Consider the following 26,149-nt stretch of genomic DNA (forward strand, 5'->3'; position numbering starts at 1 on the left):
TTTTTTATTATCGCTATAAACGGCGTTACTTATTCGCGTAGCTCATTTCAACACGCTTTTTCACCCAGGTTTCGTTGACCCAAAGTGAGAACAGGATGATTGCTCCACCAATTGCCAAACGAGTAATGTCGACGTCACGGTTCCAAATCACGATATTCACAAGCAAACCTGCTGGCACCAAAGCATTGTTCATCACCGCAAGCGCACCTGCATTCACTAAGGTCGCGCCTTTGTTCCAGGCGAAGTAACCAAAGCCAGATGCGATCAAGCCAAGGTAAGTCAGAATACCCCACTGAGTCGCAGTAGTTGGCAGTTTGTCTAAGTTGCCCATCAACGCAAACGCAACCGTCGCGACGCAGAGTGCGCCAAGGTAGAAATAACCAAACACGGTATGCTGCGGCAGATCGACAGGCTCATTTTCCATGATGTATTTGTAACCCACCTGACCGATGGCAAAGCAGAGGTTAGCGCCTTGTACGACTAAAAAGCCCAGCAGGAAGTTTTCGTTGATGCCAGCGAATTTGATCCACGCTGCCCCTACGACAGCAATCAACGCAGTGACCAAATACCAAGGAGAAAAACGACCTTTGAGTAAGTCGTAAATCAGCGTTACGTAGATAGGTGTGAAAACAGTGAACAGCAGTACTTCTGGAACAGACAGGAGCAAGAAAGACTGGTAGTAGAAGCAATACATCAAACCGAGCTGGAAGCCGCCGACGATCATCAATTTTGCGATCAGCGATTTACTTACGCCACGGAATTTCAGGAATGGGATAAATACGACGCTGGCAAGTGCCACGCGCATAAAAACCGAAAACCAGGAATCAACCTGACCAGCAAGATATACACCGATCAGGCTGAAAGAAAATGCCCAAAGCAGGGTGACTGCAGATAGATAAGCCATAGATGAGAACTTTTATCAGTAACAAATATGCCCGCAGTCTAACCAAGTTTTATCAAAGCGCCAATCAGTCTTTTAGCGGTATGACCAGCATATCGACAGGCGAGCGGTTAATCAGTTGTCTTGTCGAAGATAGAATCTTGCTCCAAAAATCTTGATGGTGCCCACAGACAACCAAATCAATATTGTAATCTTGGATGGTATCGCACAGCTCATTACTCAAATCACCGCTACCGACTAAAGTATGGGCAATTGGATATTCGGCGAATTCAGCAAAGTTTGCTAATTGCGTACGAGAGGCTTCCATGGCTTGATGCTGTGCCTCTGCCATATTGATATCGATAAGCCCGGTGTAGAGCTCAGCGTAGTTCACATCAATGTGAATGAAAGAGACTTTCGCATCTAGAGGTTTCGCCAGCGATACAGCTTTCTTAATCAACACTTTACTGTCATCTGACAGATCGACTGCCACAAGTATGTGTTTGTAACTCATATTGCTATCTCCTTGGTAAGGTCATAGTTTCAGATTAGCACTAACCCCCAATAATTTTTGCTGAAGTGATCTCATATCAATAGTGTAGGTACAAAGTCTTAATGTGTTAATCATGTTATAGTTGTATGAAACGCAGGAATATAATTAGGAGTTAACATGTTGTCTCAAACTATGGTCGAACAATTGAATGAGCAAATTAACCTAGAATTTTTCTCATCCAATCTATACTTACAAATGAGTGCTTGGTGTGAAGACAAAGGTTTTGAAGGCGCTGCTGGATTTCTACGCAAGCACGCAGTAGAAGAGATGGAGCACATGCAACGCCTATTCACATATGTAAGTGAAACCGGCTCAATGCCAATTCTAGGCGCGATTGATGCACCAAAGCATGATTTTTCGAGCCTTGGTGATGTTTTCCGTGAGACATATGAACATGAACAAATGATTACGGAACAAATCAACAAGTTGGCGCACGTAGCATTTACAAGCCAAGACTACTCAACGTTTAACTTCCTGCAGTGGTACGTGGCTGAACAGCACGAAGAAGAGAAGTTGTTTAAAGGGATTTTAGATAAGATCGAATTGGTTGGTGAAGATGGTAAGGCATTGTTCTTCATCGATAAAGATCTGGCACAAATGGCGAAAGAAGGTTCATCTTCAATCATGGATGCTCCAGCTACATAAAGCGTTCCCCAGCGCAATAAGTAGCGGTTAAAAGACGCAGCAGTGATCGTCTTTTTCTCTTGAGCATTGTTGAAGGTGTAGGGAGGAAAAGATGATCAGTGGAGACACAATCTTATTTGCGCTAATGGTAGTAACCGGAGTCAATATGATCCGGTATCTCACCACTCTTCGTTCTTTAATTCACATAATGCGTGAAGCACATCCGTTGTTGTATCAGCAGGTGGATGGTAACGGGTTTTTTACTACCCATGGAAATGTCACTAAACAGGTGCGTTTATTCCACTACATCAAAAGTAAAGAGTATCATCATCACCATGATGAGATATTCACCAGCAAGTGTGAACGTGTACGTGAGCTGTTTGTCCTTTCGACAGCCTTACTCGGTGTGACTCTACTCGCGGCCTTTATCCTTTAGGTTTTGATAATGGACGGCGTTTTGAGGGTGCTTGGAATTTAAGCGCTTTTCCCGGAAAACATTTCTCGGTAGAATGTCGCATAAAGAAAGCAAGGATGTGCAATTAGCACATCCTTTTTTATTTCGATTCGATAAGAGTTACCGATGAATAAGAAGTTTGATGTTGTAGTAATTGGCGCAGGCGCTGCGGGTTTGATGTGTGCTGCGGAAGCAGGCAAGCGAGGCCGCAATGTGTTAGTGCTCGATCACGCGAAAAAGCCGGGTCGAAAAATTCTTATTTCTGGTGGTGGTCGTTGTAATTTCACCAACTATGATGTCACGGCAAATAACTACTTATGCCAAAATCCACACTTCGTAAAATCGGCGTTATCGCAATACACCAACTGGGATTTCATCTCAATGGTCAGCAAGCACGGTATTGAGTTTGAAGAGCGCGATCATGGTCAACTCTTCTGTGTGGACGCATTTACCGCTAAAGACATCGTAAAAATGTTGCTGGCTGAATGTGATATGCCCAATATTCAGCAGCGCTACCAATGTGATGTCCACTCAATCGAGCAGATGGACACTGGTTTCAGACTGCATGCCGGTACTGAAGTTGTAGAGTGCGACTCTTTGGTTATCGCCACTGGCGGCTTGTCGATGCCAAAACTCGGCGCGACGCCTTTTGGCTATAAGGTTGCGGAGCAGTTTGGCATCCCTGTGATTCCAACCACAGCAGGATTGGTACCATTTACTCTACATAAAGAAGACAAAGAGGACTTCGCTGAACTGTCCGGTATTGCAGTACCTGCTGAAATCACCGCAGAAGACGGCTCTATGTTCAAAGAAGCGCTGCTTTTTACTCACCGCGGCCTGTCTGGTCCTTCGGTTCTGCAGATTTCTTCGTTTTGGCGAGCGGGGCAAAAGGTCTCAATCAATCTGGTACCGAACGAGGATATTACGGTATTACTTGAGCGCAGCCGTGAGAAACATCCAAATCAATCGCTGAAGAACACACTGGCGAAAGTACTGCCAAAACGGTTAGTGGAAGTGTTGATTGAACGCAAAGAGCTAACCGACAAACCGCTTAAGCAGTTTAATCCTAAAGAACTGGCAGACGTTGTAGCGCGTTTAGAACACTGGAATGTGGCACCCAACGGCACTGAGGGTTACCGCACGGCTGAAGTCACATTAGGCGGAGTGGATACTGACCATCTTTCTTCCAAAACGATGGAATGTAAAAATATCAAAGGCTTGTACTTTATCGGCGAAGTGATGGACGTGACAGGTTGGTTAGGCGGCTACAACTTCCAATGGTGTTGGTCGAGCGGCTTTGTTGCTGGCCAATGGGTGTAGAAATGTTTTGGCTGAGTACTCGTTAATCTCAGCCAAAATTTCAAAGTGCCATGTATTATTTAGGGCATGTTGCTCTGGCTGGAAAATCATTGGTTGAATCGTGTAGAACCCTCCTATGAAATAAGACTTCATTTCATAGGAGGGTATTATGTTTTAGACAGGCATCAAACTAACAGAAGAGTTTGTTAGGAATCACTGGAGGGCTGAATAGGAATCCCTGCCCGTAGATGCACCCTCTGTCTGACAGGTATTTTGCCTGCTCTTTGGTCTCAATCCCTTCCGCGACGACTTTAAGTGATAAGGTTTTACCCATAGCAATGATGGCATTAACGATAGCATTGCTGTCGCCGTTGCTTGGCACGTCACTGACAAAAGAACGGTCAATTTTCAGTTTGTTGATTGGTAAACCTTTCAGGTAAGACAGAGAGGAGTAGCCCGTCCCAAAGTCATCCAAAGAGATTTCTATGCCCAGAGCCCGCAGCTTGTTCAGCGAAGCGATCGCTTGTTGTGGGTCGATTAACAAAAAGCTTTCCGTGATTTCAATATCCAGATGGTGTGCAGGAAAGCCAGTTTCCTGCAGTATTATCCAGAGCCGATCGATAAAGTTCGGTTGCTGCAATTGAAGCGCTGAAACGTTGACCGCAATCTTGCCGAAATTAATGCCAGCAGCCAGCCAAGAGTTACCTTGTATGCAAGCTTGCTTGAGTACCCATTCACCGATGCTTTGGATAAGTCCCGTTTTCTCTGCAATAGGGATAAAGTCGGCGGGAGACACTATGCCGAATTCCGGGTGTTGCCAGCGAAGCAGGGCTTCCACACCCACAATGGCGTTTTGCTCCAGATTGTATTGGGGTTGATACTCCAAACGCAGTTGCTGCTTCTCTATTGCCTGATGCAATGCCGACTGAATCCGCACGTGTGAGATGGATTTATCGGTCAGATCAGGTGAGTAAAACGCATAGCCATTTCGGCCATTCTTCTTAGCCAGGTACATGGCTGTATCAGCATTTTTTAGTAGCGTTTCGCTGTCATGTCCGTCAGTTGGATAAAGCGCAATGCCGATACTTGCCGAGACACGCAGTGACTCGTGATTGGCGACGTCAAACGGAAGATGAAATACGCCTAATATGTCTTCGACGGTTTCCATAAGAGCGGTATCGCTGTGAACATCAGGAAGAATAATTACGAACTCATCTCCGCTGATACGTGCCACATGGGCATTGAGATGCAAGGTGTCTTGTAAACGTATTGCCAGTTTGGTCAGCAGTTGATCACCGCAAAAATGCCCCATACTGTCGTTGATGTGTTTAAAGTGGTCAATATCTAAGAACAGCGTCGCAAAGCCTTGTTGGTTCTTCTGACCTGTTTCGATGTGTTGCTCAAGCAAACTGAGCAAATGCGTACGATTTGGCAGGTTAGTCAATGGATCGTAAAACGCCATTCGTTGCAGTTTTTCTTCATGCGCTTTTCTCACCGAGATATCTTCAAAGACGCAGATATAGTTAATTAACTGGTCTTTGTCGTCCATTACCGCACTGATAGTGGCAAGTTGAGGGTAGAAACTGCCATCTTTTTTACGATTGATGAACTCACCTTTCCACTGCCCTTGGGTCTCGAGTTGGTGCCATAATGTCTTATAAAAGCTGGAATCATGGTGCCCTGATTGGAGGATCTTCGGCTTCTCGCCAATGACTTCTTCTAAGCTATAACCCGTGATGTGAGTAAAGGCAGCGTTGACATCAATGATGTTGGCTTCGCTGTTGGTGATGATCATGCCTTCTTGCGAGTTATTGAAGATCTTAGCTGCCAGAGTGAGCTGTGTTTCAACATACTTTCTGCGGGTGATATTGCGTGTCATGCCTAATACGCCAATCAAATCACCTGCATGATTACGTACGGGCGACTTGATGGTTTCAAGCCATGTCGCACAGTTGTTTTCATCGATTTGTCGGCACTCTTCAACTATATGTTGGTTGCCGGTTTCGACCACTGATATGTCGGCATTGATGAACTTTTCTGCGCGTTTTTCGCTGAAAAGGTCAAAATCGTTTTTGCCGATGATCTCCTGATTGGTTTTCTGCCAGGCTTCTTCAACACTCCGGTTTGTCATTGCATACAGGCCATCCGTGCCTTTAATCCAGATATGGTCTTCAAGACAGTCGATAAACTCTTGTAGTGTCGGCAGTTGATTTTGAATCTGCTCGAATCGTTGATGGCGATCCATCTCTAGCTGGTAATGTTGGCTGACATCAAAACTGAACCGGCCTGTAAGTGCGCTCAGCCAGGCAGGAACGGCACGGTTTTCAGTGTTTGGGTATGTCAGCGTAGCGGCAGCGAACAACTCGCCGTTAGGTAACCACAGCGGACAAATACTGATGCTCTGTTGATCAAAAACGGTGTTTACTGCTTCGAACTGCAACGGGGAAAATTGCTCAACGACCTGCTCAATAACAGTGATAATCGCATCGTGGTCTTGTGGTGAGGTTGATACCTCACTTGAAAACCATTGCTGGGTATAGCTGTATGCGTAAAGTTGTCCCTGTGCAAGGGTGGCATCACAGCACTGCTGAAGAGCGAGTTGCCAGTCTGCTAGTAAAGAAGATGGAATAGCGAAGCGAAACATATTGAGTACAGTATCCTGGAGCGCCCAAAGGTGTATTTGGAAAAACATTGCCGGATAGGCTGGGCTGTGGATGTATCGTATCCAACATTCAGATAATTCCAAGACACAGAGGGCGCGTTAGATCATAAAATTGCTATTTGATAACGTTTTTCATCGCTATACATTCGCTGTTTTCGCTTTTTTGCCGAATGTCACCTGTTGAATGACTAAGCCACTGATGATCAGTATCAGACCAAACAGGGTTGAAGGATGAATGTCTTCTCCAATAATGGTCGACAGTAACATCAGGGAAATAAACGGTGATGCAAAAATCAGATTGCTGATCCGCGCTGTATTTTGCGTCGATTTGAGTGCGCTTAACCAAAGGACAAACGTAATGCCCATCTCAAACAGACCGACATAAGTGACCGCTGCCCAGCCTTTGACCGAGACGCTCTCCCAGCTTGCCCCTTCGTAGATGCTCAACGCGATGGTAAAAGGAATCGCAACCAGGAAACCAAGCAGCACGCCAATCACCGGATCCGCTTTGTTTTTCGTATTGAGAATCCAGTAACCAGCCCACAACAACGTTGAGAGCAGGGCCAAGCCGACACCGAGTGGGCTTTCGAACTCCATACCCAGCACATTGCCCTTAGTGGCAATGACAATCACGCCTAAATAACTAAATGCACACGCAATCCAGTCCTTTTTGCGAATTTTCTGGCCGAGAAAAGCTGCCGCCATTAATGTCAGTGTGATCGCCCAGCTGTAGTTGATGGCCTGTGCCTGAGATGCTGGCAACAAATCATAAGCCTTAAACAGGATCAGGTAATAGGCTAATGGATTGATAATGCCAAGCAGCAGGTAATACCAGGGATTGGAAAAGAACGTATCGCCAAGCTGACTCAATTTACCTTGTACGCCACAGATAATAATCAGGGCGATAGCGGAAACGATACTCGCAATGCACAGCATCTGAATAGGTGTGAACTCAGCTAAAGTGAGCTTAAATGCGGTCGCAACCGTTGACCAAAGTAATACTGCTGAGAGCCCGAATCCTAGGGCGCGACGCTCATTCATGATGCCTCTGTATAGTGATCGACGGCTCGGCGACAAGGTTTTGGGCGAGCCTAAGAATATTATTTTGAGCAGGTAGTGTATGCGAGGATTTTTCATCCAACAAACTGGACATTTATCCAGTGTCTAAATACCATTGTTATAGATATAAAACACAGGCTAACTCGCTATTATGCAATGGATTCTTGAGAACCAATCTCTCATTCTTTCTTCTCTCTGTGCTGCCGCAGCCAGTGGTGTGGCAGTAGGTTGGTGGGTAAAACAACGTCTTACCACCCAGACTCAGCTTCTCGAACAACAGCTAGCTTCAGAAAAACAGCTTCATCAACAACAACTTGAACAAGTCAATCAACGTCTGTTCGATGCTCAGCAAGAGTTGGATGAGTTAGACAACGAACGTGATAAGGCCGAGTTCGAAGTGCGCCAGTCGCACGGTAAGTTGATGGCTGCAATCGAGAAACTGCGCTACTTTGAAGCGGTAAAACAAGAACGCCAGCAATATTTTGATCAGCTCGGTCAGATGCGAGAACAAAAATCACGCCTCGAAACCCAGCTTCGCGAGCAACAGGCGCGTCATGAGCAAATGAATCAATCTAATGCTGAAAAACTGCAAATATTAGAACAGGCAGAAGTGCGTCTGAAGCAGCAGTTTGAGCATCTTGCGAACCAGTTGTTTGAGGAAAAAACCGCGAAAGTGGATTTGCAAAACCGCCAGAGTCTGGAAGGCCTGCTTTCTCCGCTCAGAGAGCAGTTGGATGGTTTTAAAAAGCAAGTGAATGACAGCTTTAGCCAGGAAGCGAAAGAGCGCCATACTTTGGTACATGAGTTAAAAAACCTGCAGCGTCTAAATGAACAAATGACGCGAGAGGCGGTAAACCTGACTCAGGCATTAAAAGGCGACAACAAGCAGCAAGGTAACTGGGGTGAAGTGGTGTTAGCCCGAGTGTTGGCAGAATCTGGATTGCGTGAAGGGCATGAATACGAAACTCAGGTCAATCTGCAAAATGAAGCAGGAAAGCGTTATCAACCTGATGTAATAGTGCACCTTCCGCAGAACAAGCAAGTGGTGGTCGACTCGAAAATGGCGTTGGTGGCGTTTGAGCGTTACTTCAACGCAGAAACGGATATTGAACGAGATCAGGCACTGAATGCCCACCTTATTGCATTGCGTGCGCACATCAAAGGTTTGAGCATGAAAGATTATCACAAGCTCAAAGGTATCCAGAGTCTGGATTATGTGCTGATGTTCATTCCGGTCGAGCCAGCTTTTCAGGTCGCCATTCAGGCAGATCCGAGTTTGGTTAAAGACGCGATGGAGCAGAATATCATTTTGGTCAGCCCGACTACCTTGCTGGTGGCGCTGCGCACGATTGATAATTTGTGGCGAAATGAACGTCAGAATGAAAACGCCAAATTGATCGCCGAGCGTGCGACAAAACTCTATGACAAACTGCGCCTATTTATTGATGATATGGAAGGTTTGGGCGGTGCGCTGGATAAAGCCAACCAAACTTATCAAGGCGCTATGAATAAACTTGTAACTGGACGTGGCAACGTGATCCGTCAGGCAGAGAGCTTCAAGCAACTTGGCGTGGAAATAAAACGTCCTATTTCTTCCAACCTCGCACAATTGGCGCAGAGTGAGGCATTTTCTGAAAATGAACGGTTAGTAGAAAGACATCCGGCTGAGGATAAAGTAAACTAATTGCCCGCAGTACAGTGGGCGACTATATTTGTCAGCATCCGCCCAGCAGTGAAAAGTGCTGCCCAAGAGGAATTAGAATGACGGACACAAGCTTGCAATCCAATACAGCATTAGAAAACGAAACCACTCACTTTGGTTTCACCACCGTGGCAAAAGAAGAAAAAGTGGCCAAAGTGGCCGAAGTTTTCCACTCAGTGGCAGCAAAGTACGACATCATGAATGACCTGATGTCTGGTGGTATTCACCGCCTTTGGAAGCGTTTCACCATCGATTGCAGTGGCGCTCGTCCGGGTCAGCGTATTCTGGACCTTGGTGGTGGTACAGGTGATTTGACCGCGAAATTCTCGCGCATTGTGGGTGATCAAGGCCACGTTGTCTTGGCGGATATCAATAACTCGATGTTGAATGTTGGCCGCGACAAACTGCGCGATAACGGCATTGTGGGCAACGTGCATTACGTTCAGGCAAATGCAGAAGAACTGCCGTTCCCAGACGATTATTTTGATGTTATCACCATCAGTTTCTGTCTTCGTAACGTAACCGATAAAGACAAAGCGTTGCGTTCGATGTTCCGCGTTCTTAAGCCTGGTGGTCGCCTATTGGTGCTTGAGTTTTCAAAGCCGGTTATTGAACCACTGTCTAAAGTGTATGACGCGTACTCGTTCCATCTATTGCCAAAAATGGGTGAACTGGTCGCGAACGATGCAGAAAGTTACCGTTACCTAGCTGAATCTATTCGTATGCACCCAGATCAGGAAACGCTGGAAGGTATGATGAAAGAGGCTGGCTTCGAAAACACCAAATACTACAACCTAACTGGTGGTATTGTGGCGTTGCACCGTGGCTACAAATTCTAAGGGTTAAAGGCATGCCATTTGAACCTCTTATCACTGCCGTGATTGAAACGTCGCTGAACACTCTGATTAAAGACGATCCAGCTCTGGGTCGTCGTCTGGCTCGTCTTAAAGGTCAGGTTATTCAAGTTCACCTTAAAGAAATCAATAAAACGCTGACCTTCATTTTTAGTCAGCAAATTGATGTGCTGGGTAACTACGAAGGACACCCTGATTGCTACTTGTCTCTGAACCTGAGCGTGTTACCGGAACTGCGCGACCAAGCCAACATCACTCGTCTTATCAAGCAAGATAAACTTGAGCTTGAAGGGGATATACAACTGGCGCAGAAATTCTCTCAGTTGATGGTTGACTGCAAACCTGACATTGAAGAATGGCTGTCGCGCGTCACAGGAGACGTGGTGGCGCATACTGTTGTTCAGGGTTCAAAAAACGTTGGTAACTTCTTTATTTCTCAAGCGGAAAAGCATCAACGCCATTTAGCCCAAGTGGTCACAGAAGAATGGAAGCTGGCTCCAGCACCACTCGAAGTGGCTCACTTTTGCGATCAGGTGGATGAGGTGCGCAGTCAGGCTTCACGTGTGGAAGCTCGCTTGAATGCATTGCTAGCTAAATTGGATTCGGATAAGCCTGTGCTGGAGAAAACATGACCCCGGCAGAAATAAAGCGCTTATACCACATCGTTAAAGTACAACTGGAATATGGCCTCGATGAGTTATTACCAGACCATCAGCTGACCAAAGCGCCACTTTTCATGCGCAAAAGCCTGTTCTGGATTAAAAACAAACACGCAGACAAACCATTAGGTGATCGCCTTCGTTTGGCGTTGCAGGAACTGGGTCCGGTTTGGATTAAGTTCGGCCAGATGATGTCAACCCGTCGTGACTTGTTTCCTCCTCATATCGCCGATCCTCTCGCGTTACTTCAGGATCAGGTTGCTCCATTTGATGGTGCTCTGGCGCAACAGCAGATCGAGCAAGCGTTAGGTGGGCCGTTAGAAAACTGGTTTACTGAGTTTGATATTAAACCACTTGCTTCAGCGTCTATTGCTCAGGTGCATACTGCACGCTTAAAAGACACTAACCAAGAAGTGGTATTAAAGGTTATCCGCCCGGATATTCGCCCAGTTATTGATTCTGATCTAAAACTGATGCACCGAATGGCGCGTATTGTGGCGGGGGCAATGCCTGAAGCACGTCGTTTGAAACCAGTCGAAGTGGTGCGTGAGTACGAGAAAACACTTCTTGATGAACTGGACTTACGTCGAGAGGCTGCGAACGCGATCCAACTGCGCCGTAATTTCGAAGGCAGTGAAGAATTGTACGTTCCTGAAGTTTTTCCTGACTTCAGTAATAAAACTGTCATGGTTTCTGAGCGAATATATGGCATTCAAGTTTCTGATATAGAAGGCTTGAAAGCAAACGGCACCAATATGAAGTTGCTTGCTGAACGCGGCGTGAGTGTATTCTTCACTCAAGTGTTCAGGGATAGTTTCTTTCATGCCGATATGCATCCTGGTAATGTGTTCGTCAAACCAGAACACCCGGACAACCCAACGTGGATTGGGTTAGATTGTGGGATCGTTGGTACACTTAATAGTGAAGACAAGCGTTATCTGGCGGAAAACTTCCTTGCGTTCTTCAATCGTGATTATCGCCGAGTGGCGGAATTACATGTCGATTCGGGTTGGGTACCGGCAGATACCAATGTCGACGAGTTTGAGTTTGCGATTCGCATTGTCTGTGAGCCGATTTTCGCTAAGCCACTGTGTGAAATCTCCTTTGGTCACGTGTTATTGAATTTGTTCAATACGGCACGTCGTTTCAACATGGAGGTTCAGCCTCAACTGGTACTGCTTCAAAAAACGTTGCTGTATGTTGAAGGGCTTGGCAGACAACTTTATCCGCAGCTCGATTTGTGGGAAACCGCGAAGCCATTCCTTGAAGAGTGGATGATGAACCAGGTTGGGCCGCAAGCTTTAGTGAATGCCATTAAAGATCGGGCTCCGTATTGGGCGGAGAAGTTACCTGAGTTGCCTGAGCTACTTTATGATAGCCTCAGACAAGGTAAAGCGATGAACCAACGTATGGATCAGCTTTATCACGGCTATCGTCAAAGTAAGCGACAGCAGGCGACTGGAAAGTTTTTGTTTGGTGTTGGTGCCACTTTAGTCGTATGCTCGGCAATATTGGTGGATAACGCTTATGAACAGCTATCGTTCGCTTGTGGGATCGCAGGTGTCACATTCTGGTTGTTTAGTTGGCGAGCTTATCGTCGATAGACGGTAAACTCTTGAAATACATTTTGTTTAAAGACCCGAGGTAAAGAGAATGGGTGGTATCAGTGTTTGGCAACTTCTAATCATTGCTGTAATTGTTGTATTGCTATTCGGAACCAAGAAGCTACGCGGTATCGGTGGTGATCTAGGCGGTGCCGTTAAGGGCTTCAAAAAAGCAATGAGCGATGAAGAAGATACTGCGAAAAACGCAAAAGACGTTAAAGACGCAGACTTCGAGCCAAAAAGTTTAGAGACGCAGCAACAAAAAGAAGCTGCACCTGAAACTAAAAAAGACAAAGAGCAGGCGTAAAACGTGTTTGATATCGGTTTCTGGGAACTGGTATTAATATCTGTTGTTGGTCTGGTCGTTCTTGGACCGGAACGTTTACCTCATGCTATTCGCAGCGTATCTCGTTTTATTGGTGCGGCGAAAAGCATGGCAAATAGCGTCAAAGACGAATTGTCACACGAGCTGAAAGTCCAAGAGCTGCAAGAGAATTTGCGCAAAGCTGAGCAAATGGGGATGAAAGATTTATCCCCTGAGCTGAAGTCTTCTGTTGAAGAGCTGAAGAAAGCGGCGCAATCTGTAAACCGCCCTTACGCGGAAAAAACTGAGTCCGACGCTAAACCTGCAACTGCAGAGCCATCCGTTGAGTCGGTTGAAAAAGCGCAAGATATCAAGGTTACAGCGGCAGATAAGAAAGCCGAATAGTCTCATTAGGAGGAGCTACTATGCTGTAGCTCCTTTTTGATCTGGTTTTTTACAAAGAGGTTTGCCATGTCTACCGTCGAGCAGACACAACCTTTAATTAGTCACTTGTTGGAGCTTCGCGACCGACTACTGCGTTCAATATTGGCAGTGTTGGTGGTGTTTGTCGGGCTAGTTTATTTCTCTAACCACATTTACGAGTTTATCTCTGCACCTTTGGTTGAGCGCCTTCCTGAAGGGGCGACCATGATTGCAACTGATGTTGCATCACCATTTTTTACACCTTTGAAGCTGACGTTGATTGCCTCAGTATTCATATCTGTGCCATTCATCCTATATCAGGTGTGGGCATTTGTAGCGCCAGGTTTGTACAAGCACGAACGCCGTTTGATCATGCCGCTGCTGTTTTCTAGCTCTTTGTTGTTTTACTGCGGTGTGGCGTTTGCGTATTTTGTGGTCTTCCCACTGGTGTTCGGTTTCTTCACGGCAATTTCTCTGGGTGGTGTTGAGTTCGCTACTGATATTTCCAGTTATCTGGATTTTGTTTTAGCGCTGTTTATGGCATTTGGTATTGCTTTTGAAGTGCCAGTTGCCATCATTCTTCTGTGCTGGACGGGAGCAACGACACCACAAGATTTAAAGCAAAAGCGTCCATACATCATCGTTGGAGCATTTGTTGTCGGCATGGTATTGACGCCGCCAGATATGATCTCTCAAACACTGCTGGCAATTCCGATGTGTTTGCTGTTTGAAGTGGGTCTCCTGTTTGCGCGTTTCTATACTCGCAAAGATGAGGAAGATGAAGCCGAAGAGTAAATCTTGTCTCGCAAAATTGTTAATGAAAAAGCGGCTTTCTGGAGAGCCGCTTTTTTGTTTTTTCTGTCAGCGCTAGTCGTTCCCAATCCGTTCCGATAATGCCCGAGCCGTTATACCGTGTAATACAAGGCTCAATATCACGGTACATGCCACGGTCAGAGCAATGAAGCGTCCTCCAGGTAACTCCGCATCCAAGACGATAATGGTGAAAACGATGCTGGCTAAACCTCGCGGACCAAACCATCCCATAAACCAACGATGGCGGCCAGGGACTGAAGTACCGAAGAAAGAGAGATAGATAGGTAGCATGCGCACCAGCGTTAAGCTGATGATGGCATACACGATCATCTTGACAGAGAATAGCCCTAACACCTGCCCAACCACGGCCGCGCCAAAAAGTATCCAGGTTAGCATTGCCAATAATTCTGCAATACTCTCCGTTGTGAGTACCAGTTTATGGGTATGGCGAGAAGCCAGGTGACCAAACAGCAGACCACCCGTGAACGCGGCGATGTATCCGCTACCATGCAGAGTCTGCGCTAAACCGAAGCTTGTCAGTGCAATTGCGCCCACGGTTAGCTGAACCCACACCTCACTGAGCCACTCTTTTTTAGCGCTCCAGTACAATAGCTTGGCGCCAATATAGGCCAACGACAATCCAACCAACATGCCGATGCCAAGCTCTTCAGCAAATACCATTAACGCATGGCGAGTAGTGATGTCAGCATGTGTGGTACTGGTTTCCACCGCAATCAGAAGCAGTAGTATCGGGACGCACAGACCATCATTAAGTCCGCTTTCTACATTGAGTCCTTCGCTCACTGGCGCTGGAACATTGGGATTGGAGATGACCGCTTTGCCCAATGCCGCGTCCGTTGCTGCGAGCATGGTGGCCAATATGGCAGCTTCAATGATGGATAACACATCAAAAAGAGCAACGGCTATTAATGTACCCAGGACAATGGCGCCCGGCAGACCAAACAGCAACATTCTGACTGGATAGACCGCTTTTTGTTTTAACACGGTAAGATTGGAATGAGCGGCATCTGAGAAGAGAATTAAGGCGAGAGTGAGATCGGCAAGGAGCCTCAAGTCATTGGCTTTGGCTGATAATCCGATTATCCCAAGACCTTGCCCACCGAGCAGTAGCCCCAGTAATACATAAACAATCGGGCCAGATATACCTGAATTTTCGATTCGTTTAGCCACTAAGGTATATAAGAACACAATACCTGCGAGAATGCTGATAACCGAGTAAATACGCTCCAAATCCATAAGTACTTCCTTGTACGTAAGGCAGATTTTTGAACAAACTGATTATCAGTGTAGCAACTGGTAGCGTAAACCTTGTGATTCAATTAACAAGTAACTTATTGACCACAATGTAGATTAAACAGAGACTCGGCATTTTGTGTGGTCAGCGCGTCAACCTCTTCAAGCGATAGGTCGCGTAGCTCAGCGATACGTTGGGCAACCAGAGACGTATAAGACGGCTCGTTACGCTTTCCGCGATGTGGCACGGGCGCTAAGTAAGGACAATCTGTTTCCAGAATGGCCCATTGCATATCAAGATGAGGAATGACTTTATCCATGCCACCGTTTTTAAAGGTGGATACACCACCCAGGCCCAGATGGAATCCCAATTCGTTAATGGCTTGCGCTTCTTCCAAGCTGCCACCAAAGCAATGGAACACGCCACGCAGGCGACCATCTTGCTCCTGACGCAGCAGAGTTAATGTTTCTTCAATGGAATCTCGGGTGTGAATCACAACCGGCAAATCCATTTCTTTAGCCCAGTTCAGTTGAGTAATAAACGCCATCTCTTGTTCGGCGCGGTAGGTTTTATCCCAATACAGATCAATACCAATCTCACCCACAGCAATAAATTTGTGTTTTTCAAACCAGCTTCGGATGATCTCTAGTGTGTGTTCTACATTATCATCGACGTAGCAAGGGTGAAGACCCATCATCGAATGACAAACTTCAGGGTAAGCCGCTTCGGTTTGCAACATCGGCTCGATGGAATCCAGATCGATATTCGGCAGCAAAATTTTGTTAATGCCTTGTTCTAAGGCGCGTTTTACTACTTCATCGCGGTCATTATCAAATTCGCTGGCGTATATGTGCGCATGGGTATCGATCATGGTAAGTCTCTGTGCTTTATTGCTTCGGTCTAGTCAGAAGTATACTTGAGTGTGAGTGCTGGGTCATTTTCAGTTTTTTTCCTCGCCTTTTTCCAGATTGTCGCTCGCAAGGTTCATCAAGAGTGATATGATTTTGCTCACCAGATGATTTGATCATCATAACCGTCCAGACAAGGAGAAAATGGTGTCTGTATCAATTCAAGGTCCATTCCCTGCGCGCCGTATGCGTCGTTTACGCAAGCATGACTTTAGCCGTCGTTTAGTGGCTGAGAACCAACTTTCTGTTAATGATCTGATTTACCCAATGTTCATTCTGATGGGTAAAGACCGTCGTGAAAGCGTAGAGTCCATGCCGGGTGTAGAGCGTTTGTCTATTGATTTAATGCTAGAAGAAGCGCAATACCTAGCAAACCTGGGTGTTCCTGCAATCGCGCTTTTCCCTGTCGTAAACCAAGATGCGAAAAGTTTATGCGCGACCGAAGCCTACAACCCAGAAGGTTTGGTTCAGCGTGCAGTGCGTGCTCTGAAAGAGCATATCCCTCAAATTGGCGTTATTACCGATGTGGCACTGGACCCGTTTACGACTCATGGTCAAGACGGCATCATCGATGAAGACGGCTATGTATTGAATGACGAAACCACTGAAGTATTGGTTAAGCAGGCGCTGTCTCATGCTGAAGCGGGTGCCGACGTGATTGCACCATCAGATATGATGGATGGCCGTATCGGTAAGATCCGTGAAGCGCTTGAAGAAGCTGGCTACATTCACACTCAAATCATGGCTTATTCTGCAAAATACGCATCCAACTATTATGGTCCATTCCGTGATGCGGTTGGTTCTTCGTCTAATCTAAAAGGTGGCAACAAGAAAAACTACCAAATGGATCCGGCAAACACCGATGAAGCCGTTCACGAAGCTGCACTGGATATCAATGAAGGCGCGGATATGGTGATGGTTAAACCAGGTATGCCATACTTAGATGTAGTTCGCCGAGTGAAAACTGAGCTTCAAGTTCCGACGTTCGCTTATCAAGTGTCGGGAGAGTATGCGATGCATAAAGCGGCTATTCTCAATGGTTGGTTAAAAGAGCGCGAAACGGTGATGGAATCACTACTTTGTTTCAAACGTGCGGGTGCTGATGGCATTCTGACTTACTTTGCTAAAGACGTAGCTGAGTGGTTAGCGGCAGAAAACGCACAGGCAGCTCAGTACCTAAATATGGCTCAGAAAGCGACACAAGAGTAATTATCGCTCAATGAGAAAAACCAGACCGACAATAGTTGTTCGTCTGTATCTACCCAAGTAACCTCTGGCGGATTTTACAAGGCTTATTTATATAGCAGCAGTCCAAGGTGCTTGGGTATTTTATTTCTGGAGAGAGAACAATGACAATGCTGATTCGTGAAGGCACGTTGGAAGAGGCACTTCAGGTGGTAACTCATGTGAAAGAGTTTGCCAATGGAGAAACAATGGAGTCTATGACACAGCGGCTTGGCGACAAAAATAGTTTGATTTTAGTAGCGGAAAAGAACGGTACTATCGTAGGTTTTAAGATTGGCTACGAACTCGATGAAGATACTTTCTATAGTTGGTTTGGTGGTGTAGCACCGCAAGCTCGAAAAGAGGGTGTGGCACAGATGCTGTTAGAAGCTCAGGAAGAGTGGGTTGCAGAACAAGGCTATAAAACGCTTAAAGTGAAGTCTCGTAACCAATTCCCTGCCATGCTCAGACTTTTGTTGAGAAATGGATACCTAATTGAAAAATTTGAAGAAAAAGTAAATCTTCGCGAGTCTCGGGTGCATTTCATTAAAGCGATGTGAAAATAAATGAGATTTTTTCTCATTTAACTATTGACTGTTAAATGAGAATCATTATTATTAATCATGTCTTAGGGAATGAGGAAAGTTCACAAGGACGTTGCATGACTTATTAACAGAAGTTTATTAACAGAAGTTTATTAACAGAAGTTGAGAAGGTGATGAAACAAATTCCGGGAACTTGCACGAACTCTTTTTGACACGACATTGCTCACATTGCTTCCAGTGTAATTTATAGCTTCTTGGTTAAGCAGCTTGATTAAAGTGCTTCACCACTTCTGCTAGGCGACCCAATTGGGTCGCTTTTTTCTTTTCTACGATTTCATTTGACGTCACTTTCTATAACTTTTCCACATTGAATGATCATTTGAAGATCATTGATCTTTTGTTGGTTGTATAAAATAGTTATTTAAAAACAGCTATTTAAACATGATATTTTTTTCTTTATCTGGCGTTGGATAACCAGTGGATAAATTGTATAAACAGAGTTATCCACAGGTGGTGGTGTTTTTTAGTGTATCCACTCGAAATATTTACGCGATCTGGATCGAGCGAACAGGATAGATTCGGATCAGTAGTCATGGCATTCTAAGCAGATCTATTAAGTACTGATTTGGATACAGACAATTATGGCAAGTATTCCTGAAAATCCGTTGATTTTAATCGACGGCTCTTCTTACCTATATCGCGCTTTCCACGCCTACCCGGGCACGATGAGCAATGGTGAAATTCCAACCAATGCCGTTTACGGTGTAGTGAACATGTTACGTAGCATGATGCGTCAGTTTGCGACCGATCGTATCGCGGTGGTTTTCGATGCTAAGGGTAAAACCTTCCGTGACGAAATGTTTGCAGAATACAAAGCACATCGTCCGCCAATGCCGGATGATCTTCGTTGCCAAATCGAACCATTACATAATGTGATTCGCGCGATGGGCTTGCCATTAATTTGCGTTCCTGGCGTAGAAGCTGATGACGTCATCGGTACTTTAGCGTACCAAGCTTCGCAAAAAGGCATGCCTGTATTGATCAGTACTGGCGATAAAGACATGGCGCAACTGGTGGATGACAATATCACTCTTATTAACACCATGACTAACGTTGTTATGGATCGTGAAGGTGTGATTGAAAAGTTCGGTATTCCACCCGAGTTGATCATCGATTACTTAGCGTTGATGGGTGATAAAGTTGATAACATCCCAGGCGTACCGGGTGTTGGTGACAAAACCGCAACCGCATTGCTACAAGGTATTGGTGGTCTTACTAAGCTTTATGAAAACTTAGATGATATCGCACCACTGGGTTTCCGTGGTTCTAAAACCATGGCGAAGAAGCTTATCGACAACAAAGATAACGCGATGTTGTCGTATGAACTGGCCACCATCAAATTGGATGTTGAGCTGGAAGAGACGCCTGAAACACTATTAAAAGCAGAACCAAACAAAGATGAGCTGATCAAGCTATATGGTCAACTGACCTTTAAATCGTGGTTGAATGAACTGCTAGAAGGCGGATCTGGTTCTGTCGAAGCGGTGGAGCTTGCAGGTTCAGCACAAGCAACATCTGCTGCTTCTTCTCATCCTGAGATGGAGACGTCTGCGGTGAAGATTGATCGCAGTAAGTACGAAACCATTTTAGATGAAGCTTCTTTCACAGCTTGGCTAGAAAAACTAAAAGCGGCTGAGCTGTTTGCTTTCGATACCGAAACGGACAGTCTCGACTACATGGTGGCAAATCTGGTTGGTTTGTCGTTTGCGACAGAAGAGGGTGTAGCCGCTTACGTTCCGGTTGCTCACGATTACCTTGATGCACCACAGCAACTGGATCGTGACTGGGTGTTAGAACAGCTAAAACCTATTCTCGAAGATGAATCACAAGCCAAAGTAGGTCAGAACCTGAAGTATGACGCTTCTGTGTTAGCACGCTACGGCATTGAGATGAAAGGAATCAAGCACGACACCATGCTGGCGTCTTATGTTTACAACAGTGTAGGTGGCAAGCATGACATGGACAGCTTGGCTCTGCGTTTCCTTCAGCACAGCTGTATCTCCTTCGAACAAATCGCGGGTAAAGGTAAGAACCAGTTGACCTTTAACCAAATCGATCTAGAGCAGGCTTCTCCTTACGCTGCGGAAGATGCGGATGTGACTCTTCGTTTGCATAACCGTCTGTTCGCCAATATTGAGCAAGACGAAAAGCTCAAGTCGGTGTATGAAGAGATCGAAATGCCGCTTGTTCCTGTGCTTTCTCGCATTGAACGTACCGGTGTTTTGATTGATGACATGAAGCTGAGTGCGCAGTCGGTAGAAATCGCTGCACGTCTTGAAGAGCTAGAGAAAAAAACCTACGAAATCGCTGAGCAAGAGTTCAATATGAACTCACCAAAGCAACTGCAGGCGATCCTGTTTGAAAAAATGGGCTTACCAGTTGTTAAGAAGACACCATCTGGCACGCCTTCGACCAATGAAGAAGTGTTGCAAGAGCTGGCACTAGATTACCCATTACCAAAACTGATTTTGGAATATCGTGGTTTGGCGAAGCTTAAATCGACTTATACCGATAAGCTGCCAAAGATGATCAATCCATCGACGGGCAGAGTACATACTTCTTACCATCAAGCGGTAACGGCAACGGGCCGTTTGTCATCAACTGATCCAAACCTGCAGAACATTCCAATTCGCAATGAAGAAGGGCGCCGTATTCGTCAGGCATTTGTTGCACCTGCCGGATACAAGATATTAGCAGTCGACTATTCGCAAATCGAACTGCGTATCATGGCGCACCTGTCTGGTGACCAGGCGCTGCTTGATGCGTTCCGTGATGGTAAAGATATTCACGCAGCCACTGCGGCGGAAATCATGGGTGTGAATATTGATCAAGTGTCTAGCGAACAGCGTCGTCGCGCGAAAGCGGTTAACTTCGGTCTTATCTATGGCATGAGTGCATTTGGCTTAGCGAAACAGCTGGGTATTCCGCGTGGTGAAGCGCAAACTTACATGGATAAGTACTTCGAGCGTTATCCTGGCGTGATGCAGTATATGGAAGACACTCGTAGTGCGGCTGCAGATAAAGGCTATGTTGAAACTATCTTTGGGCGTCGTTTGCACCTGCCAGAAATTAAATCGCGTAATGGTATGCGTCGTAAAGCGGCAGAGCGTGCTGCGATCAATGCGCCAATGCAAGGCACAGCTGCGGACATCATCAAGAAAGCGATGCTGCTTGTTGACCAATGGATTCAAGAAGAAGGCACGGGTCGAGTTAAGATTCTGATGCAAGTACACGATGAACTGGTATTTGAAGTGGAAGAGTCATCATTGTTCGAAATTGAAAGTAAAGTACAAAAACTGATGGAATCAGCAGCAGAGCTGAAAGTGCCTCTTGTTGCAGAAGCAGGTCACGGTGATAACTGGGATCAGGCACACTAGTCATTTTTAAATCGATTTAGCTAATTTATTATGAGCCAGCGCACAAACGCTGGCTTTTTTTTACGATTAAAAAAGACATGTCGTCCTGGGATATATTGTCATTTAATAAAACTATAATGAAAAAAAACTACAAAAATTCTTTGCAATTCTGACCAATTGTTGTACATTAATACTCGTAGGGTACAGAGGTAAGATGTTCTATCTTTCAGACCTTTTGTTTCACGTTATTGGATTAGGCTGATTCAGCCGCCCCAGTCAGTTTTTGACTGGGGCGTTTTTTATTGGGCGAAAGAAAACTTTCTTTTATATCAGTAAATTAAATGTGTTTAGCCCTAATGCCACTCATGTCTAGCTCTAACTTGTTGCTTAGCCACGCTTTTTCTATTTATCTTCCCAGTTATCCATTCTGTAAATTTATGCCAATCACACTATGATTTTTTCTTGAAAGAAACTAAGTTGGTCGTGAAATTGGTAGTTGTTACTTTAAGATTTTGAATTTAATTATTTTTTTGCAGAATTTTATGGTGGACGAGGAATTGAGATGAGAATATGGCACTTTTCGAACTATTGAAATCAGTCGGAAGTTCGGTAATGCTTCTCAGCATAATAATAATTACCACGTTTTCTCTCCCGTTATCCCTACCAGGAAGGTGGGGATTTTTATTTTCTAAAGTTCCTGTTCTTTAGCCTCGGATAAACAAAAGCCCCACCAAAATGGCAGGGCTGTGTCGAAAAATTTTAACAAAAGTTGTTAATTATTCTTCATTGTTTTCTGGTGTTTCTACTTCGTCTTCTTCAATCAGGTGTGCAAATGCTGGTGCAAACCAGGTATCCAGTTTGGCGCGTAGCTGATCAACACCTAATCCTTTCAGAGAAGAGAATACATCAACGTCGACATCACCACCGAAAGATTCAACTTGTTTGCGTACTTGCAGCAGAGTCTGCTTACGTGCACCGCTTTTCAGTTTATCGGCTTTGGTCAGCAGCACTTGTACTGGAATACGGCTGTCGATGGCCCAGAAAATCATTTGCTGGTCGAGATCTTTCATCGGGTGACGAATATCCATCAGAACCACAAGGCCTTTTAGACACTCGCGTTTCTGCAGGTATTCACCTAAAGATTTCTGCCACTTGTTTTTCATCTCCACTGGGACTTGAGCAAAACCGTATCCCGGTAGATCGACGATGTGACAACCTTCTTCTACTTTGAAAAGGTTGATTAACTGGGTACGACCAGGTGTCTTTGATGTCTTGGCTAAACTTTTTTGATTAGTCAGACGGTTAAGTGCACTCGATTTACCAGCGTTTGAGCGTCCTGCAAACGCAATTTCGACACCCTCGTCCTCCGGTAAGTGACGAATATCGGGTGCGCTGGTAATGAAATGCGTATTTTGGTAATGAATTTTTACGCTCACTGTTAACTCCATCTCGACTTTGTGTAGTCGATTGATTACTTTTATGTGAAATTGTGTAAAATAACCGTGCTCGGCATAAGGTCGCCTATTGTACCATGAGTGTACACGGTATGTTCACATTCCGTGGTACTGGAAGCTTGATAATTATAATGGAATGTCATGAAGAAATTAGCGCTAATTTTGAGTGTTTTAGCCAGCTGCTCAGTATGGGCCCAAGGTAATATTGAGGCTGGTAAAGCAAAATCACAAACCTGTGTCGCCTGTCATGGTGCAGATGGCAACAGTGCAATCGCAATGTACCCTAAACTAGCTGGTCAACATGCTAAGTATCTTGAGAAACAGTTAAAAGAGCTTAAGTTAGGTATGACAAGTGGTGGTAAACAAGGTCGTTACGACCCTGTAATGAGTGGTATGGCAATGCCACTGAGCGATGAAGACATCGCAGATCTATCTGCATACTTTTCCTCACTACCAATCTCGGACAACTCGACGCCTGAAGATGTAGTTGCGAAAGGTAAAGTTCTTTACACCGCCGGTGATGCTGAACGTGGTCTAACGGCATGTATTGCGTGTCACGGTGCTCGTGGTAACGGTACTGAGCTTTCAGGTTTCCCTAAAATTTCTGGTCAGCATGCTGACTACATCAAAGCTCAGCTAACTAAATTCCGTGATGGTAACCGTAGTAACGATATGAATGCCATGATGCGCGACATCGCGAAGAAGATGACAGACGAAGATATCGAAGTTCTGTCGAAATACGTTGGCGGTCTGCACTAATTTATACCCCTACATAGTTCGAGCAAATTTTTACAAAAATGCCCCGGCGATTTCGTCGGGGCATTTTTGTTGGTGATATAGCTCACATTCAATTTGAACTGCCAGATAGATATCTAGCTCGGCAGTTTGTAAGACATTTGCCATTCGTGATGTTGTTTTTTTCTTGGTCATGACTTTAATGTTCTGATTTATCTGTTCTTTTGTTTGAGTGGAGTAAATCGTAATACATTTTTTCTGCCGTCAACTTGTGAGGCGATGTGATTGGCGTAAAGTAGCAATTGTTCACAGGGGGTGAGCAAAGGGAAATGTAGACCAAGGGGTTCGGTCTCAGGGATTCAGGCAAGGGATGCTTGGTGAGTGCAAAACGGATTTGGGTAGGCAAGGAGCCTGCCGGATAGGGATGGTCATCTAGTCTGATGGTGAAGACAGCGAAAGGGATCAGGCACAGGAAGTAGCCCAGTAGACAGGAAGTGAATGGATAGCCAGAATTCATCAGGACGATGAAAAACAACACTTTTTGGCAGGGAAAGCTCGAAAAACAAAAGGATTTTTGGTGCACCAAATGCGTGCAACACAGTTTCGCCACAAAAGTGGCATTAGAAAGCGGCAGCTAAACTGCCGCTTTTTTTATCTCTGTCTTGTGGTGATTTTTACGTCTGAATTCGCCATGTGACGGTATGACGAACGCCAGTCGTCTCTTAAACAAAGTTTTTTAACAAAAACTGCTGAAAAAATGCCCAGTAACACTCCAATCTAAGCCCAGTTTCTGGTATGTTTCGCATCCCTGTTTTAGGAAGTCAGCATGCATACCTGTCCTTTATGCCACAATCAGCACATTCATCACTATTTTGAAGATAAGCGACGTGAATATCTTCAATGTGAGCAGTGCCGTTTGGTGTTTGTTAATCCAGACCAACGTTTGGATGCAGATACCGAAAAAGCTCACTATGATTTGCATGAGAACAATCCAGAAGATATGGGATACCGACGTTTTCTGTCGCGGATTGCTGATCCCATTACAGAGCGAATTTCACCACAATCGAACGGAATCGACTTTGGTTGTGGTCCGGGCCCGACACTTTCTCTGATGCTAGAAGAAGCGGGCCACAGCATGGCGTTGTACGACCTTTACTATCATCCTGATACATCGGTGTTAGAAAAGCAGTATGACTTCATGACAGCAACAGAGGTGATTGAACACCTCTACCACCCAGATATGGTGTGGAAGCAATGGTTGAATTTAGTTAAGTCAGGGGGCTGGATAGGCCTGATGACAAAGATGGTCATCGACGTAGAGGCATTTCAATCATGGCACTATAAGAATGACCCGACGCATGTGGTGTTCTTTAGCCGTGAGACGTTCCAGTTCCTAGCTGAGCGGGATAAGCTCGAACTTGAATTTATTGGTAATGATGTAATTTTACTGAGGAAGACCCAGTAATGAGCCGTACAAAGAAATCTAGAAAGCCAGGCGCTGCAGGCGCACCTGAACCTTATGTTACTCGTAATCGTACTGAATCGGATGTGGAAGGCCGCCTACGCAAACGCGCGAAAAAGCGCAAAGGTTTGAAGACAGGTAACCGCAACTCCGACGCGAACGAGCAGAAGAAACACGCTGCTGCACAAGACCGTGATCCGCGTCTAGGCAGTAAAAAGAAAATCCCTCTGATTGTTGAGCCAGCGAAGAAGATGACTAAGCAAGATCGTCGTCTGTCTGCGGAGCAAGAGTTGGAGATGTTGGAAAATGACGCGCAACTAAACGTGTTGTTGGATCGTATCGAAGCGGGTGAAAATCTGGGGACTGGTCTACAGAAATACGTAGATGAGAAGCTGGATCGTATCGAGAAGTTGATGAATCAACTTGGTCTGCTAGAACCTGAAGACGAAGAGGACTTCACAGCCCCTGCTGCGAAAGGTTCTCGTAATGATGACGATCTGCTTGCGGACTTCGACGACATCAACTTCGACGACTACAAAGGGTAATTAAGCTATGAACGTAACCTTATTAGCAATTGCAGGGGCGGTGATCATTATCGCTCTGGCTTCTTATGCAGGTTACCTTCTGCTTCAATTAAAAAAGCAAAAGGAATTGCAGCTGAAGCATCAAAAATTGGCGATTGAAAAACGTAATGCCAATATTTTTGAGAACGTGCATACCTTGTGTCAGGCAGGCATTCAAGGCCAATGCGATTTGTCGGAAATCAGTATTCGTGTTTACTGCATCATGGACTATGTTCAGGGTGAAGAGCGTATCGACTTCGATAAAACGTACCCTGCAATTTCTGAGCTTTACCATATTGTGAAAGATATGGCGCGTGGCGAAGATCGCCAGCAACTTGCCAAGAAAGAACGTATGCAACAGAACTTAACGCGTCAAAAAGCGGAGAACCGTTTAACAGAGACGATTGTTGAAGAACTCAAATTGTTGCAGAAAAACGTCCAGCCACTGAATAATCAAATCAATATTCGGATGATCTAAGATAACCAAGTCACCATGAACTGATTCTGGTGGCAAGGTTCTAAGTCCTACATCTTGATTGCTTGAGTAAGTTCTACCCCTGGTTATGTCCTTGAGACAGCCGGGGGTATCGTGATCACGCTAGCACTTCTTTGGTTTTATAATTAAAAAGCCAAAACGTATTACCGCGGTTGTCGTTGTCATATGGCAAAATAACGACTCTGAATATTGGGTGACGGC

The 26,149-nt window shown here is 45.3% G+C and carries 25 protein-coding genes; 18 read left to right on the top strand and 7 right to left on the bottom strand.

Annotation, left to right across the window (positions count from 1 at the left end; genetic code table 11):
* Nucleotides 1-25: 25 nt before the first annotated feature.
* On the bottom strand, nucleotides 26-904 hold the full coding sequence (locus tag WJM94_RS18055) for a carboxylate/amino acid/amine transporter (protein WP_444495584.1): 879 nt from the start codon (nucleotides 902-904) through the stop codon (nucleotides 26-28).
* A 64-nt stretch (nucleotides 905-968) separates the two neighbouring features.
* Nucleotides 969-1,394: a universal stress protein UspA gene (gene uspA, locus WJM94_RS18060; protein WP_444495585.1), complete on the bottom strand. Its 426-nt coding sequence runs from the start codon at nucleotides 1,392-1,394 to the stop codon at nucleotides 969-971.
* A gap of 156 nt (nucleotides 1,395-1,550) precedes the next feature.
* Here uspA and ftnA point away from each other — a divergent pair, with 156 nt between their 5' ends.
* The 3 genes from ftnA (at nucleotide 1,551) to WJM94_RS18075 (ending at nucleotide 3,831) form a co-directional block, all read left to right on the top strand.
* Nucleotides 1,551-2,078 carry a non-heme ferritin gene (ftnA, locus tag WJM94_RS18065; RefSeq protein WP_444495586.1) on the top strand — a complete coding sequence of 176 codons (528 nt, stop codon included), beginning with the start codon at nucleotides 1,551-1,553 and terminating at the stop codon, nucleotides 2,076-2,078.
* Nucleotides 2,079-2,169: 91 nt separating this feature from the next.
* Nucleotides 2,170-2,493 carry a universal stress protein UspB gene (gene uspB / locus WJM94_RS18070; RefSeq protein ID WP_444495587.1) on the top strand — a complete coding sequence of 108 codons (324 nt, stop codon included), beginning with the start codon at nucleotides 2,170-2,172 and terminating at the stop codon, nucleotides 2,491-2,493.
* 144 nt (nucleotides 2,494-2,637) lie between these two features.
* Nucleotides 2,638-3,831 carry an NAD(P)/FAD-dependent oxidoreductase gene (locus WJM94_RS18075; RefSeq protein WP_444495588.1) on the top strand — a complete coding sequence of 398 codons (1,194 nt, stop codon included), beginning with the start codon at nucleotides 2,638-2,640 and terminating at the stop codon, nucleotides 3,829-3,831.
* Nucleotides 3,832-4,000: 169 nt separating this feature from the next.
* Here the strand turns inward: WJM94_RS18075 and WJM94_RS18080 are convergent, their stop codons facing one another.
* A complete protein-coding gene (locus tag WJM94_RS18080) occupies nucleotides 4,001-6,454 on the bottom strand; it encodes a sensor domain-containing protein (RefSeq protein WP_444495589.1) in 2,454 nt (817 codons plus the stop codon).
* Between the two features lie 156 nt (nucleotides 6,455-6,610).
* Entirely contained in the window at nucleotides 6,611-7,513 is a 903-nt protein-coding gene (locus WJM94_RS18085) for a DMT family transporter (protein ID WP_444495590.1), read from the bottom strand.
* A gap of 169 nt (nucleotides 7,514-7,682) precedes the next feature.
* Here WJM94_RS18085 and rmuC point away from each other — a divergent pair, with 169 nt between their 5' ends.
* From rmuC to tatC, 7 genes are all read left to right on the top strand, one after another.
* A complete protein-coding gene (rmuC, locus tag WJM94_RS18090) occupies nucleotides 7,683-9,215 on the top strand; it encodes a DNA recombination protein RmuC (RefSeq protein ID WP_444495591.1) in 1,533 nt (510 codons plus the stop codon).
* A gap of 77 nt (nucleotides 9,216-9,292) precedes the next feature.
* Nucleotides 9,293-10,072, top strand: coding sequence for a bifunctional demethylmenaquinone methyltransferase/2-methoxy-6-polyprenyl-1,4-benzoquinol methylase UbiE (gene ubiE, locus WJM94_RS18095; RefSeq protein WP_444495592.1), 780 nt, complete (start codon nucleotides 9,293-9,295; stop codon nucleotides 10,070-10,072).
* An 11-nt stretch (nucleotides 10,073-10,083) separates the two neighbouring features.
* Nucleotides 10,084-10,719: a ubiquinone biosynthesis accessory factor UbiJ gene (locus tag WJM94_RS18100; RefSeq protein WP_444495593.1), complete on the top strand. Its 636-nt coding sequence runs from the start codon at nucleotides 10,084-10,086 to the stop codon at nucleotides 10,717-10,719.
* Nucleotides 10,716-12,350, top strand: a complete 1,635-nt coding sequence (gene ubiB / locus WJM94_RS18105) for a ubiquinone biosynthesis regulatory protein kinase UbiB (protein WP_444495594.1) — start codon at nucleotides 10,716-10,718, stop codon at nucleotides 12,348-12,350. Before WJM94_RS18100 ends, ubiB begins: the two co-directional genes overlap by 4 nt.
* Before the next feature lie 49 nt (nucleotides 12,351-12,399).
* Nucleotides 12,400-12,657 (top strand): Sec-independent protein translocase subunit TatA, encoded by a 258-nt coding sequence (gene tatA / locus WJM94_RS18110; protein WP_444495595.1) that lies wholly within the window; start codon nucleotides 12,400-12,402, stop codon nucleotides 12,655-12,657.
* Between the two features lie 3 nt (nucleotides 12,658-12,660).
* Nucleotides 12,661-13,059 (top strand): Sec-independent protein translocase protein TatB, encoded by a 399-nt coding sequence (gene tatB, locus WJM94_RS18115; protein ID WP_444495596.1) that lies wholly within the window; start codon nucleotides 12,661-12,663, stop codon nucleotides 13,057-13,059.
* 66 nt (nucleotides 13,060-13,125) lie between these two features.
* On the top strand, nucleotides 13,126-13,872 hold the full coding sequence (gene tatC, locus WJM94_RS18120; protein ID WP_444495597.1) for a Sec-independent protein translocase subunit TatC: 747 nt from the start codon (nucleotides 13,126-13,128) through the stop codon (nucleotides 13,870-13,872).
* A gap of 72 nt (nucleotides 13,873-13,944) precedes the next feature.
* On the opposite strand, the gene WJM94_RS18125 is transcribed toward tatC, so the two are convergent.
* On the bottom strand, nucleotides 13,945-15,147 hold the full coding sequence (locus WJM94_RS18125) for a cation:proton antiporter (RefSeq protein ID WP_444495598.1): 1,203 nt from the start codon (nucleotides 15,145-15,147) through the stop codon (nucleotides 13,945-13,947).
* Between the two features lie 95 nt (nucleotides 15,148-15,242).
* Nucleotides 15,243-16,016 (bottom strand): TatD family hydrolase, encoded by a 774-nt coding sequence (locus tag WJM94_RS18130; protein WP_444495599.1) that lies wholly within the window; start codon nucleotides 16,014-16,016, stop codon nucleotides 15,243-15,245.
* A 184-nt stretch (nucleotides 16,017-16,200) separates the two neighbouring features.
* On the opposite strand from WJM94_RS18130, the gene hemB reads away from it, so the two are divergent.
* From hemB to WJM94_RS18150, 4 genes are all read left to right on the top strand, one after another.
* Complete coding sequence (hemB, locus tag WJM94_RS18135) at nucleotides 16,201-17,262, top strand: porphobilinogen synthase (protein WP_444495600.1); 1,062 nt, start codon at nucleotides 16,201-16,203, stop codon at nucleotides 17,260-17,262.
* Between the two features lie 140 nt (nucleotides 17,263-17,402).
* Nucleotides 17,403-17,837, top strand: a complete 435-nt coding sequence (locus tag WJM94_RS18140; protein ID WP_444495601.1) for a GNAT family N-acetyltransferase — start codon at nucleotides 17,403-17,405, stop codon at nucleotides 17,835-17,837.
* 626 nt (nucleotides 17,838-18,463) lie between these two features.
* Complete coding sequence (polA, locus tag WJM94_RS18145; protein ID WP_444495602.1) at nucleotides 18,464-21,259, top strand: DNA polymerase I; 2,796 nt, start codon at nucleotides 18,464-18,466, stop codon at nucleotides 21,257-21,259.
* Between the two features lie 193 nt (nucleotides 21,260-21,452).
* Nucleotides 21,453-21,500, top strand: coding sequence for a hypothetical protein (locus WJM94_RS18150; protein WP_438356636.1), 48 nt, complete (start codon nucleotides 21,453-21,455; stop codon nucleotides 21,498-21,500).
* A 514-nt stretch (nucleotides 21,501-22,014) separates the two neighbouring features.
* Here WJM94_RS18150 and yihA read toward each other — a convergent pair.
* A complete protein-coding gene (gene yihA / locus WJM94_RS18155) occupies nucleotides 22,015-22,674 on the bottom strand; it encodes a ribosome biogenesis GTP-binding protein YihA/YsxC (RefSeq protein WP_444495603.1) in 660 nt (219 codons plus the stop codon).
* Nucleotides 22,675-22,833: 159 nt separating this feature from the next.
* On the opposite strand from yihA, the gene WJM94_RS18160 reads away from it, so the two are divergent.
* The 4 genes from WJM94_RS18160 (at nucleotide 22,834) to WJM94_RS18175 (ending at nucleotide 25,930) form a co-directional block, all read left to right on the top strand.
* Entirely contained in the window at nucleotides 22,834-23,451 is a 618-nt protein-coding gene (locus WJM94_RS18160; RefSeq protein WP_444495604.1) for a c-type cytochrome, read from the top strand.
* An 802-nt stretch (nucleotides 23,452-24,253) separates the two neighbouring features.
* Nucleotides 24,254-24,892 (top strand): class I SAM-dependent methyltransferase, encoded by a 639-nt coding sequence (locus WJM94_RS18165; protein ID WP_444495605.1) that lies wholly within the window; start codon nucleotides 24,254-24,256, stop codon nucleotides 24,890-24,892.
* The gene (yihI, locus tag WJM94_RS18170; RefSeq protein ID WP_444495606.1) at nucleotides 24,892-25,434 is read left to right on the top strand and encodes a Der GTPase-activating protein YihI; all 543 of its coding nucleotides are present in this window, start codon (nucleotides 24,892-24,894) and stop codon (nucleotides 25,432-25,434) included. The genes WJM94_RS18165 and yihI overlap by 1 nt, the downstream gene beginning before the upstream one ends.
* Before the next feature lie 7 nt (nucleotides 25,435-25,441).
* Nucleotides 25,442-25,930: a DUF2489 domain-containing protein gene (locus tag WJM94_RS18175; protein WP_444495607.1), complete on the top strand. Its 489-nt coding sequence runs from the start codon at nucleotides 25,442-25,444 to the stop codon at nucleotides 25,928-25,930.
* The last annotated feature ends 219 nt before the right edge of the window (nucleotides 25,931-26,149 follow it).

The organism is Vibrio sp. YIC-376 (assembly GCF_052353105.1).
Lineage (GTDB): Bacteria > Pseudomonadota > Gammaproteobacteria > Enterobacterales > Vibrionaceae > Vibrio.

What these genes read in the sequence shown, in the direction of transcription:
- WJM94_RS18055 (WP_444495584.1), bottom strand. Translation starts at nt 904, where the DNA reads ATGGCTTATCTATCTGCAGTCACCCTGCTTTGGGCATTTTCTTTCAGC.
- uspA (WP_444495585.1), bottom strand. Translation starts at nt 1,394, where the DNA reads ATGAGTTACAAACACATACTTGTGGCAGTCGATCTGTCAGATGACAGT.
- ftnA (WP_444495586.1), top strand. Translation starts at nt 1,551, where the DNA reads ATGTTGTCTCAAACTATGGTCGAACAATTGAATGAGCAAATTAACCTA.
- uspB (WP_444495587.1), top strand. Translation starts at nt 2,170, where the DNA reads ATGATCAGTGGAGACACAATCTTATTTGCGCTAATGGTAGTAACCGGA.
- WJM94_RS18075 (WP_444495588.1), top strand. Translation starts at nt 2,638, where the DNA reads ATGAATAAGAAGTTTGATGTTGTAGTAATTGGCGCAGGCGCTGCGGGT.
- WJM94_RS18080 (WP_444495589.1), bottom strand. Translation starts at nt 6,454, where the DNA reads ATGTTTCGCTTCGCTATTCCATCTTCTTTACTAGCAGACTGGCAACTC.
- WJM94_RS18085 (WP_444495590.1), bottom strand. Translation starts at nt 7,513, where the DNA reads ATGAATGAGCGTCGCGCCCTAGGATTCGGGCTCTCAGCAGTATTACTT.
- rmuC (WP_444495591.1), top strand. Translation starts at nt 7,683, where the DNA reads ATGCAATGGATTCTTGAGAACCAATCTCTCATTCTTTCTTCTCTCTGT.
- ubiE (WP_444495592.1), top strand. Translation starts at nt 9,293, where the DNA reads ATGACGGACACAAGCTTGCAATCCAATACAGCATTAGAAAACGAAACC.
- WJM94_RS18100 (WP_444495593.1), top strand. Translation starts at nt 10,084, where the DNA reads ATGCCATTTGAACCTCTTATCACTGCCGTGATTGAAACGTCGCTGAAC.
- ubiB (WP_444495594.1), top strand. Translation starts at nt 10,716, where the DNA reads ATGACCCCGGCAGAAATAAAGCGCTTATACCACATCGTTAAAGTACAA.
- tatA (WP_444495595.1), top strand. Translation starts at nt 12,400, where the DNA reads ATGGGTGGTATCAGTGTTTGGCAACTTCTAATCATTGCTGTAATTGTT.
- tatC (WP_444495597.1), top strand. Translation starts at nt 13,126, where the DNA reads ATGTCTACCGTCGAGCAGACACAACCTTTAATTAGTCACTTGTTGGAG.
- WJM94_RS18125 (WP_444495598.1), bottom strand. Translation starts at nt 15,147, where the DNA reads ATGGATTTGGAGCGTATTTACTCGGTTATCAGCATTCTCGCAGGTATT.
- WJM94_RS18130 (WP_444495599.1), bottom strand. Translation starts at nt 16,016, where the DNA reads ATGATCGATACCCATGCGCACATATACGCCAGCGAATTTGATAATGAC.
- WJM94_RS18140 (WP_444495601.1), top strand. Translation starts at nt 17,403, where the DNA reads ATGACAATGCTGATTCGTGAAGGCACGTTGGAAGAGGCACTTCAGGTG.
- polA (WP_444495602.1), top strand. Translation starts at nt 18,464, where the DNA reads ATGGCAAGTATTCCTGAAAATCCGTTGATTTTAATCGACGGCTCTTCT.
- WJM94_RS18160 (WP_444495604.1), top strand. Translation starts at nt 22,834, where the DNA reads ATGAAGAAATTAGCGCTAATTTTGAGTGTTTTAGCCAGCTGCTCAGTA.
- WJM94_RS18165 (WP_444495605.1), top strand. Translation starts at nt 24,254, where the DNA reads ATGCATACCTGTCCTTTATGCCACAATCAGCACATTCATCACTATTTT.
- yihI (WP_444495606.1), top strand. Translation starts at nt 24,892, where the DNA reads ATGAGCCGTACAAAGAAATCTAGAAAGCCAGGCGCTGCAGGCGCACCT.
- WJM94_RS18175 (WP_444495607.1), top strand. Translation starts at nt 25,442, where the DNA reads ATGAACGTAACCTTATTAGCAATTGCAGGGGCGGTGATCATTATCGCT.